The 19997-nt window shown below is 69.1% G+C and carries 15 protein-coding genes and 1 riboswitch; of the genes, 13 read left to right on the top strand and 2 right to left on the bottom strand.

Annotation, left to right across the window (positions count from 1 at the left end; translation table 11 throughout):
- Positions 1-71: 71 nt before the first annotated feature.
- From NBRGI_RS24905 to NBRGI_RS24950, 10 genes are all read left to right on the top strand, one after another.
- Positions 72-1337 (top strand): aminotransferase class V-fold PLP-dependent enzyme, encoded by a 1266-nt coding sequence (locus NBRGI_RS24905; RefSeq protein WP_029899634.1) that lies wholly within the window; start codon positions 72-74, stop codon positions 1335-1337.
- 2 nt (positions 1338-1339) lie between these two features.
- On the top strand, positions 1340-2623 hold the full coding sequence (locus NBRGI_RS24910) for a heavy-metal-associated domain-containing protein (RefSeq protein WP_235211094.1): 1284 nt from the start codon (positions 1340-1342) through the stop codon (positions 2621-2623).
- Positions 2620-4110 carry a decarboxylase gene (locus NBRGI_RS24915; RefSeq protein WP_029899636.1) on the top strand — a complete coding sequence of 497 codons (1491 nt, stop codon included), beginning with the start codon at positions 2620-2622 and terminating at the stop codon, positions 4108-4110. Before NBRGI_RS24910 ends, NBRGI_RS24915 begins: the two co-directional genes overlap by 4 nt.
- On the top strand, positions 4110-5435 hold the full coding sequence (locus NBRGI_RS24920; protein ID WP_029899637.1) for a pyridoxal-phosphate dependent enzyme: 1326 nt from the start codon (positions 4110-4112) through the stop codon (positions 5433-5435). The genes NBRGI_RS24915 and NBRGI_RS24920 overlap by 1 nt, the downstream gene beginning before the upstream one ends.
- 108 nt (positions 5436-5543) lie before the next feature.
- Positions 5544-5951: a hypothetical protein gene (locus NBRGI_RS24925; protein ID WP_029899638.1), complete on the top strand. Its 408-nt coding sequence runs from the start codon at positions 5544-5546 to the stop codon at positions 5949-5951.
- 117 nt (positions 5952-6068) lie between these two features.
- Positions 6069-6698 (top strand): TetR/AcrR family transcriptional regulator, encoded by a 630-nt coding sequence (locus NBRGI_RS24930; protein ID WP_014984790.1) that lies wholly within the window; start codon positions 6069-6071, stop codon positions 6696-6698.
- 101 nt (positions 6699-6799) lie between these two features.
- Positions 6800-6970, top strand: a riboswitch (M-box (ykoK) riboswitch).
- 319 nt (positions 6971-7289) lie between these two features.
- Positions 7290-8009, top strand: coding sequence for an MgtC/SapB family protein (locus NBRGI_RS24935; RefSeq protein ID WP_029899639.1), 720 nt, complete (start codon positions 7290-7292; stop codon positions 8007-8009).
- Positions 8006-9742 (top strand): ABC transporter permease, encoded by a 1737-nt coding sequence (locus NBRGI_RS24940; protein WP_029899640.1) that lies wholly within the window; start codon positions 8006-8008, stop codon positions 9740-9742. Before NBRGI_RS24935 ends, NBRGI_RS24940 begins: the two co-directional genes overlap by 4 nt.
- Positions 9743-9824: 82 nt before the next feature.
- Positions 9825-11162: an ABC transporter ATP-binding protein gene (locus NBRGI_RS24945; RefSeq protein WP_029899641.1), complete on the top strand. Its 1338-nt coding sequence runs from the start codon at positions 9825-9827 to the stop codon at positions 11160-11162.
- A gap of 66 nt (positions 11163-11228) precedes the next feature.
- The gene (locus NBRGI_RS24950) at positions 11229-11594 is read left to right on the top strand and encodes a hypothetical protein (RefSeq protein WP_036560699.1); all 366 of its coding nucleotides are present in this window, start codon (positions 11229-11231) and stop codon (positions 11592-11594) included.
- A gap of 7 nt (positions 11595-11601) precedes the next feature.
- Here NBRGI_RS24950 and NBRGI_RS45425 read toward each other — a convergent pair whose 3' ends face one another.
- Entirely contained in the window at positions 11602-14862 is a 3261-nt protein-coding gene (locus NBRGI_RS45425; RefSeq protein ID WP_051728017.1) for a tetratricopeptide repeat protein, read from the bottom strand.
- 41 nt (positions 14863-14903) lie between these two features.
- Entirely contained in the window at positions 14904-17936 is a 3033-nt protein-coding gene (locus NBRGI_RS45430; RefSeq protein ID WP_148310944.1) for a tetratricopeptide repeat protein, read from the bottom strand.
- Positions 17937-18125: 189 nt separating this feature from the next.
- Here NBRGI_RS45430 and NBRGI_RS24965 point away from each other — a divergent pair, with 189 nt between their 5' ends.
- Genes NBRGI_RS24965 through NBRGI_RS24975 form a run of 3 tightly spaced genes read left to right on the top strand, consistent with a single transcriptional unit; the run spans position 18126 to position 19918 of the window.
- Positions 18126-18359: a hypothetical protein gene (locus NBRGI_RS24965; RefSeq protein WP_029899645.1), complete on the top strand. Its 234-nt coding sequence runs from the start codon at positions 18126-18128 to the stop codon at positions 18357-18359.
- Positions 18360-18378: 19 nt separating this feature from the next.
- Positions 18379-19479 (top strand): SPFH domain-containing protein, encoded by a 1101-nt coding sequence (locus NBRGI_RS24970; protein ID WP_014984781.1) that lies wholly within the window; start codon positions 18379-18381, stop codon positions 19477-19479.
- Between the two features lie 34 nt (positions 19480-19513).
- Complete coding sequence (locus NBRGI_RS24975) at positions 19514-19918, top strand: cold-shock protein (RefSeq protein ID WP_014984780.1); 405 nt, start codon at positions 19514-19516, stop codon at positions 19916-19918.
- The last annotated feature ends 79 nt before the right edge of the window (positions 19919-19997 follow it).

The following is a 19997-nucleotide window of genomic DNA, read 5'->3' on the forward strand; positions in this document are numbered from 1 at the left end:
CAGCGCATCCGGCTCAGCGCTTTTTCGGAGGGAGCGTCACGTTGCGATCCCACGCCTCGCGGTCGCATGTCGTGCGACCACCGGCTGAGCGGTCCTCCGCTGCGCCCGCGCAGGCCGCGGTCCGCAAGCTCTTCCCGGCGCTGGCCGAATCCACCGAGGTGTATCTGGACAGCGCGGCCACCACGCAGAAGCCGCGGCCGGTCATCGACGTGATCAACCACTATCACAGCTCCCGCACCGCCAACGCCGGTCGCGGCACCTATCCGTGGGCCACCAGCCTGAGCGGGCGGATCACCCGCATCCGGCAGCGCGCGGCCGCCTTCATCGGTGCCGCGCACGCCGACGAGGTGGTCTTCACCGGCGGGGCGACGGCCGCGCTCAACGCCGTGGCGCTGTCCTGGGGCCTGGCGGTGCTCGAGGACGGCGACGAGATCCTCTACAGCCCAAATGATCACGCGTCCAATGTGCATCCGTGGCATCACCTGCGCGGTCTGCTCGCCCGGTTCGGGCGGCGGCTGGAGCTGGTGCCGTACCGGGTGACCGCGGCGGGCGCCGCCGACACCACCGACATCCTGGCCAAGGTCGGCCCGCGCACCCGGTTGATCACCACCAGCCATCTGCATCACGTGTACGGCGGGCTGACCACCCTGGAAGAACTGCGCGGCCGGCTCGACCCCGAGATCCTGCTGTGCTTCGACTGCAGCCAGAGCGGCGGACATCTACCGGTGGACGTGACCGAGCTCGACGCCGATTTCGCGATCTTCGCCGCGCACAAGATGTTCGGCACGCCGGGAACCGGAATCCTGTACTGCCGCAGGCGGGTCCACGATCGGCTGGTGCCGTTTCTGCCCGGCGGCAATTCCGGGGTACGGGTGAGCGAGGCAGGCCTGGTGCCCGCGGCGATGCCGGCGCTGCTGGAGGGCGGCACGCAGAACATTCCCGGCATCCTCGCGCTCGGCAGCGCGCTCGAGGTGCTCGAATCGCTCGACGTGGCCGCCATCGCCGCGCACAACCGCATGCTGACCCTGCGCCTCATCGAGGGGCTGCGGCCGATCCACGGGCTCGAGTTCCGGCCGGGCCCCGCCTACGCGCCGGACCCGGTCGGTTACGGCATCGTCTCGTTCACGCTGGACGGGATCTCGGCGGCGGACCTCGGGTTCGTGCTGAGCGAATTGGGTTTCCTGGTCCGGACCGGCCTGCACTGCACCGTCGCGCCCGAGGAGAGCCCCGCGGGCCACGACGACTCGGTCCGGGTCAGCACGCACATCTACAACACCGCCGACGAGATCGACCGGTTCACCAAGTGCGTCATGACGATTGCCGAGGAGGTCACATAACCATGGACACCCCGCGCTACGACCGTAGGGCCGCGTCCCGGGTGCTGGCGGGTCTGGCCCAGCCCGGGCTGTTCCGCACGCCGGTACCGTTGCCCGACCGCCGCCGTTTCGAATACACCTGCACCGCACTGCATACCGAGCCGAACAGTCATCTCACCTACTCCCAGCGGCTGTATCTGGAGCGGTTCATGCGGCCGTGCCGTCCCTACCAGGTGACCAGTGCGACGCACCGGATCACCTGGACCGACAGCGACGGCATCCCCAACACCGGCCACTTCCGCGCGGACGGCCTCGGCCCGCTGGTGCCGATCGCCATGCGCGAGACCGTGCTCGCGCTGTGGCACGCGTTCGAGGCGAATACCGCCTTCGCCGAACGCGTCTCGGCGCTGGGCCCACGCGAGCACGCGGTGCTCGACGCGACCACCACCGACCACGAACCGACCGATATCTTCCGGGTCGGCATCGAGGCGGCAGGTCGCGCGCTCGCGCAGCACGCACTGCTGGCCAGGCAGACCCCGTACCGCAGCGCCGCCGAATTCGCCAGGGGCATCCACGAATCCGGTCTGTTCGCCGCGGTTGCGACCCGATGGTATTGGGAACTGCAGGCGTCCACGTATCGGCGCGGCATGATCCCGGTGACGCTGATCACCCAGCCCGACGGCACGGTCCGGTACTCCGCGGAGACCGTGGCGACACTGCGGGCGATGAAGGACGCCACCATCTCCGACGCGCACACGGTGATGCGGCGCGCGACCCACGTCGAGGGCTTGTCCATTCCCGAGGCGATCGCCAAGTACCACGACGATCTCGATCTCATCTCCCGTCAGTACGCTCTGCTGCCCGCGGGCACCCGACCCGCCTGCCTGGCCGCGATGCCGCACCACCTCGGTGGCGGGCACTACAGCATCCTGCCGGTAGTCGTCGACCGCTTCGTCGCGGTGTTCGAGCAGTTGGTCGGTCGCTGCGAGCCGGCCGAGGTGAGCGCCGAGCTGAACGAGGCGACCGCCGACCAGGCAGCGACCGCCGAGGATCAGGTGTTCTACGTCCCGGACATGACCTGCAAGCACTGCGTGCGGACGATCGGCGGCGTGCTCGAGTCGATGGACATCCGAGTGGTCGAGATCGATCTGATCAGCAAGCGTGTGGTGGCCGAGTTCCGCAGCCCGCGCAACCGGGCGCGGGCGTTCGAGGCGATCCGCGACGGCGGCTACAACCCGGTCGCCGAGCAGCCGCAGACCCCGGCCGAAGAAGCGGTCGCCGCCCAGCCGTCGGAATCCGCGGTATGACGGCAGCGCCACCGGCGCTACCCGCGAAGATCCATCCGCTGGTACGCGCCTATCTGGACACCCCCGGTGCGGTCGCCGATACCGTGCGACGGTTCGGCTCGCCGGTGCACCTGCTGTTCCCGCAGGTGTTCGCGGAGAATCTGGGGCGGTTTCGTGCGCTGCTGGAACAGCGGCTGCCCGGCCATCGAATCTGCTACGCGCACAAGGTCAATCAGTCGCAGGCGTTCGTCCGCACCGCCGAGCGCGCGGGGATCGCCGTCGATGTCGCCTCGCCGCAGGAGCTGGCGAGCGCGGCCGGTGCGGGCTTCGGGCCGATGCGCATCGAGGTCACCGGTCCGAAAGGCGAAGTGTTCCTGCGCGATCTGATCGCCCGCGGCGTGACGATCAACGTGGACAACCTGTGGGAGCTGCGGCGCATCGTCGAACTCACCGAGCCGCATGCCGCCGTGCCGGTGCTGCTGCGCGTATCCGGGTTCCACGACGCACAGGTGAGCCGGTTCGGCGTGCCGCTGTCCGCGGTGGCCGCCGCCTTCGAGTTGCTCTGTGCACATCAGGATCGAATCACATTCCTCGGCTTTGCTTTTCACCTCGACTCCGGAGACGCGGGAGAACGCGTCCGCGCGATAGACGCCTGCCTGTCGCTGATCGAGGAAAGCTACGCGCGCGGCCTCACGCCCTCGGTGGTCGATATCGGGGGTGGGTTCCGGCAGGTCTTCACGGCCGACGCCGATCGTTTCGACGAGTACGTCCAGGCGTTGCGCGATGCGCTGCTCGGCTTGCGGGCGCCGATGAGCTGGGGCAACAACACCTTCGGGTATCACGTGGCCAACGGTGCGGTGCACGGGATACCGGTGTTCCACAAGTACGCCAACACGGTTCCGGCGACCGCGCTGCTCGAGGACGTGCTCGGCGCCGCACTGGAGCGGCACGGCGGACGGACCGTCGCCGAGGTGCTCTCGGACAATCTGCTGGACATGTGGCTGGAGCCGGGAAAGGCGCTGGCCGATCACGCGGGGGTGACGGTGGCCGAAGTCGAGTTCGTCAAGGAGATCGCGGACGGCAGCGTGCTGGTGCACGTCGATCTCAGCCGGGACTGTGTGACGCCGGCGGACCAGGAGGTGATGGTCGACCCCGTCATCCTGCCGGGCGACGGACGGACCATCACCGAAAGCGCCCCGGCGGGTGTGTATTTCGCCGGACGGCTCTGTCTGGAGCGCGATCTGATCACCAATCACCTGGTGTGGCCGGCCGATCGGCCGCGGCCCGGTGATCTGGTGGTGTTCCCGAACACCGCCGCGTACCACATGGATCTGTCCGCGGCGTCCGCGTCCATGCACCCACGCCCGAGCAAGCTCGTCGTGACCTACGACGACAACGATTTCCGGGTGTGCCACGACGCGGAGTACCAACCGGCGCCCACCCACCACACCCCGCCACTCGCGTCCCGGCCACCGTCGGCGCCGCGCCACAGCACCGAGGCGCGCTGATGCGCTACGACCACATCACCGAACTCATCGGCAACACTCCCCTGCTGCGCCTCGACCCGGCGGTACACGGCCTGCGCAATGTCGAGTTGTACGCGAAGCTGGAGTCGCACAACCCCTTCGGCTCGGTCAAGGATCGGGTCGCGTGGGGCATGATCCGCGACGAGCTCGACGATATCGTGGCGCGCGGTCAGAGCTTCATCGAGGCGTCGAGCGGCAATACCGCCAAGGCGTTGCGGATTCTGGGCGCGGTGCACGGCATCGGACTGCGCGCGGTCACCAATCGGATCAAGGTCGCCGAGGTGCGCGAGCTGCTCCAGCTCTTCGGCACCGAGATCGTCGAGCTGCCGGGGCTTTCCGAGTGCCCCGATCCGACGACACCGAACGACGTCTACGCGGTGATCGAGGCGACCATGGCGCAGCGGCCCGGCGCTTACCACCACGCCTCGCAGTACACCAACGAGAAGAACATCGAGGCGCATCACCACGGCACCGGGCGCGAGATCCACGAGGACCTCGCCGCCGACGGGATCACCCGGGTCGACTACCTCATCGGCGGACTCGGCACCACCGGCTCGACCAGGGGCACCGCCACCTACCTGCGCAAGCACAATCCCGAATTGCGCGCCGTCGCCGTGGTTTCCGAGCGCGCCGACTTCATTCCCGGGATCCGCTCGGAGAGCGAGATGTGGGAGGTGGGACTGTTCCAGCCCGACTTCTACGACAGCATCGTGACCGTCGAGGCCGCCCGCGCGGTCGACGCCACGCTGCGCCTGGCCACCGGCTACGGCATCCTGGCCGGGCCGACCAGCGGCGCGAGCTACGTGGCCGCGCTGGATACCCTTGCCGCCGAAGCGGATTCGGCGCGCCCTGCGGACGACCCGATCGTCGCGGTGTTCATCGTCTGCGACCGGCTGGAACCCTATCTGTCCTACCTCAAGAAGCGCAGGCCCGACCTGTTCTCGCCTGCCGCGCGCGCCTCCGCGCCGACTCCGGCCGAACTGAGTACGACCCCGACCGTATCCCCGGACGAACTCGCCGAACTGGACCGCACCGGCAAGCCGACCATCGTCGACACTCGCGGTGCGATGGCCTACCGGATCGGGCATGTGCCCGGCGCGCTCAATATCCGCGACGATCAACTCGATGACATGTTCGCCCAGGGCATTCCGTTTCCGCGGTCGCGGCCGCTGGTGTTCGTGTGCCCGGTCGGCGAGCTCTCGCTGCGGTTCGCGGCCCGCGCGCAGCAGGCCGGGTACGACGCCACCAGTCTGGCGGGCGGGGTCGCCGCGTGGCGCGCCGCGGGCCTGCCGCTCGAGCGCGGCTGATCCATCACTCGATTACGGGCGTGTCCCGTGGCCATGGCAGGCAAACTACCGGTGAGCGCAGCACCGTGCTGCATGTTCTCTGCCAATGCCCGAAAGAGATGGTTCATCATGTTCCGCTCGAACAAATCCATCGCCGCCGCGTTGACCTCGTTCGGCGCCGTGTCCGCGGCTCTGGTGGTCGCCGCGCCGGCCGCGCCCGCGACAGTCAATGCCGTCGGCGTGGCGCCCGGATTGAGCTTCGGCAGCTCCACCGCCTTCGGCACGAGTTGCACCTACATCGCCACGGCCACCGCGACACCGGGCGACGTCGTCGGCTTCTTCGATCCCACCGGCACCTTCGATCCCGGCGGCTGGATCACGGTCCCCAGCTCCGGCACCGTGACCGCGAAGTGGACGCCGCTGGTCCCCGGCAATCACACCGTCTACGCGGTGCGCAACGAAGGCGAGTTCGTCTCGACGCAGGCGACTGTCGGCACCGGTGTCAATCTGGGCTTCGCGTGCCTGGTGCTGCCTTGATCGGATGGCGCGAGTCGCGAGCCCGGTGACGACCGGCCCGCCGATGCCGGTGGGCCGGTCGTCCTGTCGCGTCGCGGGTCGCCGTTGCCGGGGGCGACCAGGCACTAATGTGGTGCCGTGCAATCAGGCCAGGAATCAGACGACGACGCGGGCCCACGGATCTGGGGCGGCACGACCCTCACCGAACGCCGGGAGGCGCGCCGCGGCGCGCTGCTCGAGGCCGCACTCGATCTGATCGGCGAGGCGGGCGCGAGCGGGGTGACCATGCGCGCGGTCTGTCGCAGAGCCAATCTCACCGACCGCTATTTCTACGAAAGCTTCAGCAGCCGAGACGAACTGCTCGACGTGCTCTACCGTCAGGTCGCCGAGGAATTCCTGCAGCCGATGACCGCGTTCGCCGCGGCCGACGAGCCGTCCCGGGATCGCGAACTGGCCCAGATCCTGGTCGACAAGGTGCTCGCCGATCCCCGCAAGTCCCGGCTGTTCCTGGTCGAGCCGTACTCCAGCACCGGGCTCGGGCAGACCACCATCTCGGTGATGCCCGAATTCACCCGTTTGATGCAGGATCACCTGTTCGCCCACATCGACGATCCGGTCAAACGCAGGCTCGCCGCGGTCACCATGGCCAGCGGCAACGCGGGCATGTTCTCCGCCTGGCTCAACGGCTCGCTGCGCGCCACCCGCGACGAGATCGTCGACCACTGCGTCGCGGTGCTCACCGCGTACCGCGCGATGTACCGCGACTGAATCGCCGCGTGCGCGGCTCAGGCACAACAGGATTGGGCACTGCGACCGCGATCACATCGGGTTGCCAACGTTTCCGTTCGGGTGTTTACTGGCCACCGCAAGGTGCCGATCGTTCGCTGAGGCTCCTTCACGGAAACAGGCCAGCGACCCCGAACGTCGAGAGACGCCCCGGGTCAGGACAGATCTCCCCGGCTTAAGGGGTGATCCCGATTGGCTCCCGGTCCGCCGGGTTCACGCCGTGAAGTGCCAAAGGTCTTACGAGGAGGGGTGCCCACCGGCGTTTTTGCCGGGTTCCCCTGCTGTGCTCTGCAACGATCAAGTCATGACGCTCGGTGGATGCCGTGTGCCGAGAGGCGAGGGAGGTGAGCCGGATGCCCGGCGGTAACAGTCCGAATACCAGTTTGCCCATTATTCACCCAGCGACCACCCCGCCAGCGTTCCGAAGGCGGCCACCGCGGCATACCCTCGCGCGATACCCGGCGCACGGGCGCCGGCGAGTACGCCACGTGGACAAAGCAACCTCGTGACCTAGCCGAGCGTCGGCTCGGCGCGGGCACGGGCGGGCGGCGCTGACTGTTCAGGAGTGCGGTCATGACAACAGTGGAAATGATCCTCCGGCTGCTCACCGGCGTCGGTCTGGGCGCGGCCATCGGCTTCGAACGGCAATACCGGGCCCGGATGGCGGGCCTGCGCACCAACGCGCTGGTCGCCGCGGGGGCCACCCTGTTCGTGCTGCTCTCGGCGCACGGCTTCGCGGGCGGCACCGCCGACCCGACCCGGGTCGCCGCGCAGATCGTGTCCGGCATCGGCTTCCTCGGCGCGGGCGTCATCATCCGCGACGGGCTCAATGTGCGCGGTCTCAACACCGCGGCCACGCTGTGGTGCGCGGCCGCCGTCGGCGCGCTCGCCGGCGCCGGGATGTACAGCACGGCCGCGGCGGGCACCGTGGCGGTGATCGTGGTCAACATCGCGCTGCGCGCCGCCGGACGCGCCGTCGACCGGCAGCCCGAAGCGGGCGGGGAGCAGCCTGCGTCCTACGCGTTCGCCGCCGTAACCAACGACGACAATGAAGCGCACGTCCGGGCATTGCTCGTACAAGCGTTGACGCGCACCGATTTTCAGCTCGTCTCGATCTCCAGCGCGAACACCGGCACGCCGGGCCGGGTCGAGGTGCGCGCCGAACTGTTCGGCGATCAGCGCGACGACCGGCAGATGGAATCCGCGGTCAGCAGGCTGAGCCTGGAGCCGTCGGTGACCAGCGTCGGCTGGCACATCGCGGGCACCGCCGAGGCGAAGGGACCGCAGGCATGACGCTGTTGCGCCCCTACCCCGCCGGGGCAGCGCTGGACCGGCCCCGCAACCGGTACGCCGATGTCGTCGTCTTCGTCGGCGCGACGGTCCTGGTCTGGCTGATCGTGCGCGTCTCCGCGAGCGCGAACGTGCCGTTCGACCAGGCCGCCGCACCCGCGACGGTGTCCACCGATCCGGATCAGCTCCCCTACTACGCGGCTCGGTCGCTGCTGCGCATGTTCGCCGCACTCGGGCTCTCGATCCTGTTCACCTTCGTGTACGCGACCGCGGCCGCCCGGCTGCGGCGAGCCCGCACGGTGCTGCTGCCGCTGCTCGACATCCTGCAGTCGGTGCCGATCCTCGGTTTTCTCTCGATCACCGTGGCCGGGTTCATCGCCCTGTTCCCCGGTTCGCAGCTCGGTCTCGAAAGCGCTTCCATCTTCGCCATTTTCACCTCGCAGGCATGGAACATGGCGTTCGCGTTCTACCACAGCCTGGCCGCGCAGCCGCGCGAGCTGGACGAGGCCTCGCGCAACCTGAGACTGTCACGCTGGCAACGGTTCTGGCGGGTCGACGCGCCCAGCGGCATGATCCCGCTGGTCTGGAACGGCATGATGAGTTTCGGCGGCGGCTGGTTCTTCCTGGTCGCCTCCGAGGCGATCAGCGTCAACAACCACGAGTACGCGTTGCCCGGCATCGGCTCCTATGTCGCCACGGCCACCTCGGACGGCGATCTCGGCAAGGTGTTCATCGCGATCGGCGTGATGGTCCTGATGGTATTCGGAGTGAACTTCCTGTTCTGGCGACCGCTCACCGCGTGGGCCGAACGCTTCCGGGTCGAGGACACCGGCGCGGCCGAAGCACCGCGCAGCATCGTGCTGAACCTGTTGCGGCGCTCGCACATTCCGCTGCTGCTCGGCAAGGTGTTCGGCCCGTTGGTCGCACCGCTGGATCGGGTGATGAGCGTGTTCGGGCTCGCCGAGTACCCGCTGCACAGCTCGCCGCTGCGGCGTCGGGCGGGCGATCTGGTGTTCGCCGCGGTGATCGCGCTCGCCGTTGCTTACGGGGCCTACCGGGTGGTCGGCTACATCGACTCGACCGCAGGGTTCGGCGAAGTCGGGCACGCGTTCGGCCTCGGTTTCCTGACCCTGCTCCGCGTCGTGGTGCTGCTGGTGCTCGCCACCGTGGTGTGGGTGCCCATCGGGGTGTGGATCGGATTGAACCCCAAGGTTTCCCGGCTCGCCCAGCCGGTGGTCCAGGTGCTGGCCAGCTTCCCCGCCAACTTCCTGTTCCCGTTCATCACCGCCGTGCTCGTGTGGAGCGGGGCCAGCCTGAACTGGGCGGGCACCCTCCTGATGGCGCTCGGGGCGCAGTGGTACATCCTGTTCAACGTCATCGCCGGCGCCAGCGCGGTGCCGACCGATCTGCGCGAGGCCGCCGCGAACCTGCAACTCCCGCGAAAACTGTGGTGGCGCAGGCTGATTCTGCCCGCCATCTTCCCCAGCTACGTCACCGGCGGGATCACCGCCGCCGGCGGAGCATGGAACGCGTCCATCGTCTCCGAGGTGGTCGACTACGGCTCCACCACCCTCGTCGCCGCCGGACTCGGCTCCTACATCCACGAGGCGACCACAGTCGGTGACTCGCCACGGATTCTCATCGGCGTGCTGGTCATGAGCATCTACGTCGTCGGCATCAACCGGCTGTTCTGGCGGCGACTGTACGCACTGGCGCAACGGAGGTACTCGCTGTGAGCACCACCGCGCCCGATCTTTCACCGGCCCATCCACGAAATGCCCTGGGCCGAATCGCTCTTCGCTCGACAGGAGGTCGCTCATGACCACGTCCATCACTTCCGAAGTCCTGCTCGACATCGCCGCGGTCGGCAAGCGGTTCACCGGCGCCGCGGGCGACGAACTGCGGGTGCTGGACGGCATCGACCTGCAACTGCGCAGCGGTGAAATCGTCGCGCTGCTGGGACGTTCGGGCTCGGGCAAGTCCACGCTGCTGCGCATCATCGCCGGGCTCATCGCGCCCTCCGACGGCGAGGTCCGGTACCGGGGCACGCCGCTGAACGGCAGCAATCCCGGTGCGGCGCTGGTTTTCCAGTCCTTCGCACTGATGCCGTGGCTCACCGTGCAGGACAACGTCGAGCTGGGACTCGCGGCGCGGAATGTGGCGCCCGCCGAACGCAAGCAGCGCGCCCTCGCCGCCATCGACATGATCGGCCTCGACGGCTTCGAATCCGCCTATCCCAAGGAGCTTTCCGGCGGTATGCGCCAGCGGGTCGGGTTCGCCCGGGCGCTGGTGCTCGAACCGGATCTGCTGCTGATGGACGAACCGTTCTCCGCGCTCGACGTGCTGACCGCGGAGAACCTGCGCACCGAACTGGTGAACCTGTGGGCCACCGACGATTTCCCCACCAAGTCGATCTGCGTCGTCACGCACAACATCGAAGAGGCGGTGCAGCTGGCCGACCGGGTGCTCGTGCTCGGCTCCAATCCGGGACGGATCATCGCCGAGATCGCGGTGTCGCACCCGCGTCCGCGCGATCGGCGGGCGCCGTGGTTCGAGGCCATGGTCGATCAGATCTACGGTCTGCTGACCGGGCGCGACACCGAGCCGGTCGTCACCGGACCGGACAAGGCCACCCCCACGGCCCAACCACTGCCCGACGCCTCGGTCGGCGGGCTCGCCGGCCTGGTCGAACTGGTCTACGCCGGCGGCGGGCGGGCCGATCTGCCCGATATCGCCGACGAACTCAACTTCGAGATCGACGATCTGCTCCCCCTCGTCGACGCCGCCGAGATGCTCGGCTTCAGCACCGTCGAGGACGGCGACGTCCTGCTCACCGATATCGGCACGGCGTTCACCAGCGCCGACATCCAGGAGAGCAAGCGCATCTTCGCCGAGCAGGCCCGCCACCGCGCCCCGCTGGTCCGCACCATCTGCAAAGGCCTGGCGGGCAGCTCCGACGGCAGCCTGCGCGCCGGCTTCTTCCTCGACCTGCTGCGCCGCGGCTTCGGCCCCGACGACGCCCGCCGCCAACTCGACATCGCCATCGACTGGGGCCGCTACGCCGAGCTCTACGACTACGACACCGACTCCGACAAGATCACCGCCGACCCCGCCGCCAAGGTCTTCGCCGGCGTCCGCGGCCGCTGGACCGCCTAGGGTCGTCCGGGTCGATTACCTCGGAGGTAATCGACCCGGTGGGGTGTGCCGGGGCAGGCTCGGGGTATGGGAATCACTAGTGCGCTGCGCGGTCTCGCGCTGGGCCGGATCGCGCTCGGGGTCGCGGCGCTGGCCGTCCCCGGGCCGTTCGCGAAGGCGTTCGGGATTCGGCCCACGCCCGAACTGACTTATATGACAAGGATTTTCGGTGCACGGGCGATCGCGCTCGGGATGGGCTACCTCGGCGCCGCAGCCGAGGAACGCACCCGCTGGCAGCGCCTGGCACTGCTGGTCGACCTCATCGACACGACACACGGTGCCGCACACAGCGTCCGCGGCGACCTCCCACGGCCGGTCGCGCTCGCGATGACGACTCTGACCGGTAGCTATTTGGCGGTCGGCGCGACCAAGCTGGCTCGCGATCTGAGGTGACACGAGGTCAGGCGTCGAGGCGGGATTGCCAGTGCGCGAGGTTTTTTCGTGTCTGCGCCGTGTCGGGGTGGTCGGGGCCCAGGATGCGCTCGCGGTCGGCGAGCAGGGAGGTCAGCTCGGCGACCGCGCCCGGCACATCGCCGTTCCTGGCGCGGTAGGCCGCGAGGTTGTTGCGGGTCAGCAGGGTTTGTGGGTGGTCGGGGCCGAGGACGCTCAGTTGATCCGCGAGCAGGGCACGGCTTTCCGACTCGGCGGCCGCCACCTGTCCGGCCTTGGCGCGGAAGGCCGCGAGATTGCCGCGGGTGACGAAGGTGTCGGGGTGATCGTGGCCGAGCAGCCGCACCTGGTCGGCCAGCACCAGCCGCGCCTCACGCAGTCCGCTGTGCGGGTCGCCGTTGTTCGCTCGCAGGTACGCGAGATTTCCTCTGGTGTAGAGGATCTCGCGGTGATCGGGGCCCAGCACCTTGATCCGCTCGGTCAATGCGCTGTACAGCTCCTGTATCGCCGCGTCCAGGTCTCCGCCGCGCGCCCGATAGCCGGCCAGATCGGCCCGAGTGCGCAAGGTGGCGGAGTCCTCGGGACCGAGCACGCGCACCTGATCGGCCAGCAGCACCTCGCCGGCGGCGATCGCCCCGGCGGTATCGCCGCCCCGGGCTCGCGCGGTGGCGAGTTTGGCCCGGGTGAGCAGCACACGCGGGTCATCGGAGGCCAACACACCCAGCTGCTCAGCCAACAAACCCTGCAACTCGTCGACGGTGGTCGCCGAATCACCGCCCATGACGCGATATCCCGCCAGATTGCCCCGGGTCGCCAGGGTCTCGGGATGCGCCGGACCGAGTACTCGACGCCGAATCGCCAGCAGCTCTTCGGTTTCCGCGATCGCACCGGCCAGATCGCCCTGTATCGCGCGCAACGCCGCCAGCTTGCTGCGGGTACGCAGGGTATCCGGATCGTCCGCGCCGAGGACGCGGCGCTGGTCGGCGAGCACGTCTTCCAGTTCCGCCGCGGCGCCCGCCGGATCACGGATCTCCCCGCGCGCGGCGGCGAGCCGATAGCGGGTCGACAGAGTGTTGCGATGCTCGGCGCCGAAGATCGCGATCTCGTCGGCGAGCACTCGCTCGTAGTCGGCGACCGCACCGCGGAAGTCACCGCTGTCCGCGCGCCGCGTTGCGAGATACTCCCTGGCGCGCAACGTATCCGGATGCCGGTCGCCGATCGCGGCCGCGATCGAGGGCACCCATGCCGCCCACATGTCCCGATTGTCGGCGGCTCGAACGGTTTCGAGTTCCACGAGATGATCGACCGCCCGGCGGCCGTCGCCGCCGGCGAGGTAGTGCCGCGCGCCCGCCGCACGGGCGTACGCCTCGCTGCGCTCGCCGCCGCGCGTCCGGATCGCCAGCAGGATCGCCGTGTGCGCGTCCTCGATGCTCGCCTGCAGCGCATCGCACGCCTGCGCCAGCCCGGCGAGCAACACGTCGTGTGCGATGCCGAGCGCTTCGTCCGCCGTTCCGGGGCGGCTACGTGTGAGCAGGGCGCCGAGTCCGACTGCGGCGTCCCGGATGCCGGCGGAGTGCAGCGGCCGCTGCCATTCGGCCAGCGCGGCTTCCAGCACCTCGATGGGCAGGACCGGGCCCACGCCCGCCGCGACGAGGATCGCCACCATTCGGCCGATGGCGTCCGCGACCTCGGGTGCCGCCGACTCCTCGGCAAGCCGAAGACGTTGGGCGGCAAGGGTATCGATGTCGGCACGGAAGGACAACCGATCGCTCACGCGCGGATGGAGTTCGCGCAGCAGCTTGGCCAGCAGCCAACCGGCCGGAACGCGTGGATCGTCGGCGGGCCCGAGATCCCCGCCCATGTAGTCGATGCCCTGGTACCCGGTATCGGCCGAATGGGCGGGCCGATCGCCGCGCTGCACCTCGGCGGCGATCTCACCGACTCCGGGCCCGGTGATCGCGATCGGATGCATGTGCGCGAGCCGTGGATCGGACTGCGCCGCCGCTGCGGCCCGCACGCCGACGATGACCCGAACATGCGCCAGCTCGGGCCGTTCGGTCAGCTCGGCGACGGCGTCGATCAGCAGATCCCGGCTCCCCGGCTCCGGTAGATCGAGCCCGTCGAACACGAGCGTGATCCGCTGCCCCACCCGGCGCAATCGGGCCAGCGGGGCAGCCAGCTCGAGCTCGAAGATGTCCGGCTCGCCCGCCCCGGCCCAGGGCACACGGGCGGCCTGCGCATACCCGGGCAGCCGATCCGACAGTTGCTCCGCCAACTCCCCGACGGCAGTCTCGAGCGAGCTGCTCGCGGTGAGAAACACTGCCGCGGTGACGTATTCGGGTGCGATCGGCAGCCCCTCGGCCACGCTCGGCCGGATCAGCAGTGCCAGCAGCGTCGATTTGCCCGACCCGGCCGGCCCGACCACCGCGCGCAGGCGCCGCCCGCCCGATTCCACGAGATCGATCAGGCTTTCGCGCAACGCGTCGGTCACCACCACATCCCGCGTGAGCTGATCCAGCAGACCGGCCGCGGGTCGCCCGGTCAGCGCGTCGCGCCGCCGAGCGGCGTTGGGCACCAACCACAATCCGGGATCTCCGCCCGCCGTGCCGGCCACCGTGCCCGCGGTGAAGGACAGGTGCTGTGGTTCCTGCAGGCGGCAGCTGCGCGCGATCGGGTCCACCAGATCGTGGGCGAGCAGGGTCTCGCCGCGCAGCGGCAGTCCGGTGTCGAACGTCGCCAGCACCGTGCGCGTGAAACATCCGGAGTACGCGGGCCCGGCCCCCGACGCGACCAGCAGCTCCATCCGGCCCGCTGCGTCGGCGAGCAGATCGGTCCATCTGGTGGCCGCGCCGCGCAGGCCCTGTTCGGTCTCGCAGGCGTCGATCAGCACGATCAGCCCGTCCAGCGTCGACTCGTTCAATCGTTCCCGGATGCCCTGGGCGAGGTGAAAGGCGTTGTGCGAGCGCGGCACCGCCGGGGAATCGTGCGCGAGTAGAAAGAAGTCCCCGGCGCCGGTCGCGACCCCGTGACCGATGAACGCGACGAGCAGGGTCGCGCGCTGTTCCGAGGCGACCCGGAACGCCTCGTCCATCACCGACACCAGCTCGGCGGCGGTGGGATTCAGCACCGGCCCGGCCGTACCGGTCGCCGCCGACCACCCGCCGGACCGGCGCAGGCCCCCGTACAGTTCACCGGCCAGCGCCGCGGTGAACCCCAACTCCCCCAGCGCGACACACTCCGACCCCACCACCAGCGCGAGCCGTCCTCCCATGCAAGCAAGATACCCGGCCGCCACCTGCCGACCGGACCGCGCTATCCCGCGAGACGGGCGCGCCAGTGCGCGAGGGTGGTCTGCGTGCGGATGGTCGCGGCGTGGGTCGGTCCCAGTGCCCGGAGTTCGGCCACCAGCAGGACTTCCAGTTCGGCGATCGCTTTACCGAGGTCGCCGTGTTCTGCCTGCCGGGAGGCCAGGTCGTTGCGGGTGGCGAAGGTATCGGGATGATCGGGACCGAGCACCCGCAGGCGATCGGCCAGCAGCTGTTCGAGTTCGGCGATGGCACAGGGCAGATCACCCGCGTCGGCGCGATACGCGGCCAGCGTGCTCCGGGTGGTGAGCGTGTCGGGATGATCCGCGCCGAGCACCCGCAGCCGGTCGTCGAGCAGGTGCGTGAATTCGGCGCGCGCACCGGTGATATCGCCGCTGCGCGCGCGAAATGCCGCGAGATTGTTGCGGGCGCTGAGGGTGGCGGGATGGTCCGGGCCGAATATGCGCAGGCAGTCGGCGAGCAGCTGCTCGAATTCGCGCAGGGCCGCGGCGACGTCGCCGTGCTCGCCGTGCCAGTAGGCGAGGCTGTTGCGGGTGCGCAGGGTTTGCGGGTCGTCGGGGCCGAGGATGCGGGCGCGGTCGGCGCGCAGGGCTTCGAAATCGATGATCGCGCCGACCAGGTCGCCCTGGTCGGCACGGTTGGACGCCAGGTCGTTACGGGTGCGCAGGGTATCGGGATGGTCGGGGCCCAGCAGCCGGATCTGATCGGCGAGCAGGCGCTGGTAATCCGCCCGAGCACCGGGATAGTCGCCGCACCGGGCGCGATAGGTGGCCAGATTGGTGCGCGTGCCAAGGGTTTTCGGATGATCGGGGCCCAGCACCCGGAACCGGTCGACGAGCAACTGCTCGAAAGCCGTGATGGCGCCGAGGTAGTCACCGCTCTCGGCCCGGTGATAGGCCTCGCGGCTGCGGGTCGTCAAGGTGTCGGGATGATCCGGACCGAGGGTCTCGATGAACGCGGGCACCCAGGCCGCCCACAGGTCCCGGTTGTCGGCGGCACGCGCCGTCTGCAACATCTCCAGGAAGTGCAGCGCACTGGTGGAATCCCGGTAGGCCAGGCAGTGCCGCACCGCCGAACCGCGGGCGTAGTCGGCGGCGCGATCGCTCTGACTGTGTTTGATGGCCGCGACGATGGCCCGGTGCGCGTCCTCGATCTCCACCCCGAGCTGCTTGCATTCCGCGCGCAGGCCGGGCAGCAACGCGCCGTGCGTCACGCCGATCGATTCCCGCAGTGTGCCGGGATGACTGCGGGTGACGAGCGCGCCGAGCGCCACCGTGATGTCGCGGATCCGGGCGATGTGCAGGTCGACGCCGAGCGAGGTCAGCGCCGCGTCGGCGAGTTCGATCGGCAACACGGGCCCGACACCCGCGGCGACGAGCACGCCGAGGTAGGTGCCTGCGGCGCGGACGGTTTCGGGCTGCATGCCGCGCAGCGCCGCATCGACGCGCAGCGCGACGATCCGGTCCAAGCCGATCCCGGCGGCCACCGCGCCGTCGGTGATGCTCGGCGCCACCTCGAGCAGCATGCGCGCCAGCAGCCAGCCGCCGGAGACCACATGGGTGTCGTCCTCGACGGCCGTCGGTGTTTCCGACAGCAGGCCCTGGATCCAGCGCACCCAATCGGCGGGGTCGGCAGGCGCACCGGCGCCGCGCGCCGATCCCACGACGGTGGCGATATCGTCGGCGGCGGGCTCGCCGACCTCGATCCGGTGCATGTGCGCCAGGGTGGGCTCGTCCTCCACGCCGGTCCCGTCGCGCACCCCGGCGATCACCCGAACATGGCGCAGGTCTTCGCGTTTGGTCAGATCGCAGATGGCGGCGCAGAGCAGTCGCCGGGTGCCCGGCTGGGGCTGGTTGAGCCCGTCGAACACCAGCGTCACCCGGCGACCCGCCGTGGACAGCCGCGCCAGCGGATGACGCACCGCGATATCGAAGATGTCGAACTCGTCGCGGGCTCGGTGCGCGCGCACGGACCGGGCCGCATCCGCGAAACCGGGCAGGCGCGCGCTCAATTGGGCGGCGAGCTCGGCCGCGACCGCCTCGATCGAGCTCGCGGCGGTGAGAAACACTGCCGCGGTGATGTATTCGGGAGTCACCGCCAAGCCCTCGACCAGGCTCGGCCGAATCAGCATGGCCAGCAACGTCGATTTGCCCGCGCCGGTCGGTCCGATCACCACGCGCAGGCGATGCGACCCCGCGTCGACGATGGCGTCCAGATGCTCGCGCACGTCGGGGGTCACCAGCAGCCCGCGGGTGAGCTGGTCGACGAATCCCGCTGCGGAGCGCCCGCTCACGGCGTCACGGTGCCGGGCGGTGTTGGGCACCAACCAGAGTCCCGGGTCGGCGCCGTGCTCCACCGACACCGTGCCGGAGGTGAACGAAAGGTACTGCGGCTGTTGATGAACGCACTCGCCCGCGATCGGATCGACCAGATCGGCGGGCAACAGGTTCTCTCCCCGCAGCGGCAAGCCCGCGCCGAAGGTGGCCAGCATGGTCCTGGTGAAACACCCGGAGAACGCCGGGCCGTCGCTCGCCGCGACCAGCATCTCCATCCGCCCCGCCGACTGCGCGAGCAGATCGGTCCACCGGCGCGCCGCGCCGAGCACGCCCTGCCCGGTCTCGCAGGCGTCGACCAGCACCACCAGCCCGTCCAGCGCCGCCTGGTTCAACCGCTCCCTGATCTCCTGCGTCAAATGAAACGCATTGTGCGAGTTCGGGTTCGCGGGCGAGTCGTGGCCGAGCAGATAGAAATCCTCGGCGTTGGTCGCCACGCCGTGGCCGATGAAGGCGAGCAGCAGTGTCGCCTGCCGCTGCGCGGCCGCCGTGAACGCCTCGTCCACCGCCGTGAACAGTTGCGCCGCTGTCGGATTCAGCACCGGACCGTCCTCGTCCGTCGCCGCGCGCCACCCGCCGGCCTCGGTCAAACTCCCATACAAACCCATCGCGAGTTCGCCGGTGAAACCCAGCTCCCCCAGCGCCACACATTCGGACCCGACCACCAATGCGAGCCGTCCTCCCATGCAAGCAACATACCCGCGCGCACCTCGGCATACTGAGACACCCGCAACCCGGCCGTGCACCCCCTACGCCCGCGCGAGCGGCAACTGCCGTGGTCACGAACCGGATTCACCCGGCCGGGTCGCCTGGGAAACCGGCGGTCCGGGACGTAGTGTGGCCACTCGGAAGGTCAGTGGGAGGAGATCGGTGCGATGAGCGACCCCGTGGTCGGTTTGACGGGTACGCTCACCTCGCCCATCCGGGGTGCGGGCGGGTTAGGGGAGGTCTTGGTGGCGATTCGCGGGGGCACAGAGCTGTACATCGCCCGTGCGGCCGAAGCGATTCCGGCCGGCGCCGCGGTGCTGGTCATCGAGGTCCATCCCGGACGCGTCGTCGATGTGGTGCCCTGGATCCCGCTGACGCCGGATCCGGCCGAAGGAATTTGAAACAGTAAGGGAGACAACCGTGCTGGGTTACCACGTACCCGACCCGGACGAGGCGATGCTGATCAGCGGCGCCAAGAGCAAGGACAACACGCCGTTCAAGGTGGTGATCGGCCGCGGCAGCTGGGTGGTGCCGCTGTTCCGCAAGGTGCGCTACCTGTCGCTGGCCATGTTCGAGGCCGAGATCAAGGAACGCTGCGTCACCAAGCAGGCGATCCAGCTCGAGGTGCGCGCGGTGATCGCGTTCAAGGTCGCCAACGACACCCAGTCGATCGTGAATGCGGCGCAACGCTTCCTGTCCGAACAGGAAAAGGAGATGTCGGTGCTCACCGGCCGCATCTTCTCCGGGCACCTGCGCTCGATCGTGGGCTCGATGACGGTCGAGGAGATCATCCGGGAACGCCAGAAGCTGGCCGACGAGGTCCTGGTCGCGTCGAAGGTGGAGATGGGCAATATCGGCCTCTGGGTCGATTCGTTCCAGATCCAGTCCATCGACGACGGAAATCTCGGCTACATTCAGGCGCTGGCCGCACCGCACAATGCCAGCGTGCAGCGCGACGCGCAGATCGCCCAGTCCCAGGCGGCACAGCTCGCGGCGCAGGCCGAACAGGAGTCGCTGCGCAGGCAGGCCGAGTACCAGCGCGAGACCGCGATCCTGCGCGCGCAGTACCAGCGCGATATCGACAAGGCGAATGCCGAAGCGGCACAGGCAGGTCCGCTCGCCGAGGCGATGGCATTGCAGGAGGTGCTCACCGCGCAGGCCGAGCAGGCGCGCAAGGAAGCCGAGCTGCGCGAGCAGCAGTTGCAGACCGAAGTCGTGAAACCCGCTCAGGCCGAGGCGGATCGGGTGCGCATCCTGGCCGAGGCCGAGGCCGACCGCACCCGGATCCAGGCCGCCGCGGCCGCGTCGAACAACCGGATCGCGTTGGACCAGTTGTTGATCGAGCAGTTGCCCGAAATCGTGAAGCAGGCCTCGAACGGACTGGCGAACGCCAATCTCACCGTGCTCAACGGGCCGGACGGAGTCGGCGAACTGGTGAACGGAATGGTCGGTCAAGGACTCACGGTTTTCAATTCATTACAAAAGGCGCTTTCGTCCAACGACGAGGATAAGGCGGGCTAAGGTGACCGGGTAGTGACCGCGTGGCGAGGAGTGGGTGTTGGTGTCCATCGGGAAATTGGTCTCGTTCGACAGCTCTCGGGGATTCGGTTTCATTCGACCGGAGGACGGCGGTCCGGACGTATTCGTGCATGTCAACGACATCGGCCTGGATGAGGACGAGTTACGCCAGGGCCGGGTATTCGAATTCGACATGACCGAGGGCGATCGTGGGCCGAAGGCCGTGAACCTCACGGTGGTCGGCGGTCAGCCGAACCCGCCGGTGCTACCGCACAAATCGAAACACCGGTCGAACTCCGGGCACCTCACGGTCGCCGAACACAAACGCCTGATCACCGAGCTGCTGCTGGACGCCAGTCCCGCATTGACCGCCGGGGAGATCCTCACCATCCGCGATCGGCTCACCGCCTTCGCCGAGCAACACGGTTGGCTGGACAACTGACCCGTGTTTCGCCGCAGCCGCCAATTCCCGATCTTGTCGGCTGCGGCGCTTACGATCATCGGCAAGTGCCGATGAATTC

The organism is Nocardia brasiliensis IFM 10847 (assembly GCF_000710915.1).
In the GTDB taxonomy this organism is placed as follows: Bacteria; Actinomycetota; Actinomycetes; order Mycobacteriales; family Mycobacteriaceae; genus Nocardia; species Nocardia brasiliensis_A.

What these genes read in the sequence shown, in the direction of transcription:
- NBRGI_RS24910 (WP_235211094.1), top strand. Translation starts at nt 1,340, where the DNA reads ATGGACACCCCGCGCTACGACCGTAGGGCCGCGTCCCGGGTGCTGGCG.
- NBRGI_RS24915 (WP_029899636.1), top strand. Translation starts at nt 2,620, where the DNA reads ATGACGGCAGCGCCACCGGCGCTACCCGCGAAGATCCATCCGCTGGTA.
- NBRGI_RS24920 (WP_029899637.1), top strand. Translation starts at nt 4,110, where the DNA reads ATGCGCTACGACCACATCACCGAACTCATCGGCAACACTCCCCTGCTG.
- NBRGI_RS24925 (WP_029899638.1), top strand. Translation starts at nt 5,544, where the DNA reads ATGTTCCGCTCGAACAAATCCATCGCCGCCGCGTTGACCTCGTTCGGC.
- NBRGI_RS24935 (WP_029899639.1), top strand. Translation starts at nt 7,290, where the DNA reads ATGACAACAGTGGAAATGATCCTCCGGCTGCTCACCGGCGTCGGTCTG.
- NBRGI_RS24940 (WP_029899640.1), top strand. Translation starts at nt 8,006, where the DNA reads ATGACGCTGTTGCGCCCCTACCCCGCCGGGGCAGCGCTGGACCGGCCC.
- NBRGI_RS24945 (WP_029899641.1), top strand. Translation starts at nt 9,825, where the DNA reads ATGACCACGTCCATCACTTCCGAAGTCCTGCTCGACATCGCCGCGGTC.
- NBRGI_RS24950 (WP_036560699.1), top strand. Translation starts at nt 11,229, where the DNA reads ATGGGAATCACTAGTGCGCTGCGCGGTCTCGCGCTGGGCCGGATCGCG.
- NBRGI_RS45425 (WP_051728017.1), bottom strand. Translation starts at nt 14,862, where the DNA reads ATGGGAGGACGGCTCGCGCTGGTGGTGGGGTCGGAGTGTGTCGCGCTG.
- NBRGI_RS45430 (WP_148310944.1), bottom strand. Translation starts at nt 17,936, where the DNA reads ATGGGAGGACGGCTCGCATTGGTGGTCGGGTCCGAATGTGTGGCGCTG.
- NBRGI_RS24965 (WP_029899645.1), top strand. Translation starts at nt 18,126, where the DNA reads ATGAGCGACCCCGTGGTCGGTTTGACGGGTACGCTCACCTCGCCCATC.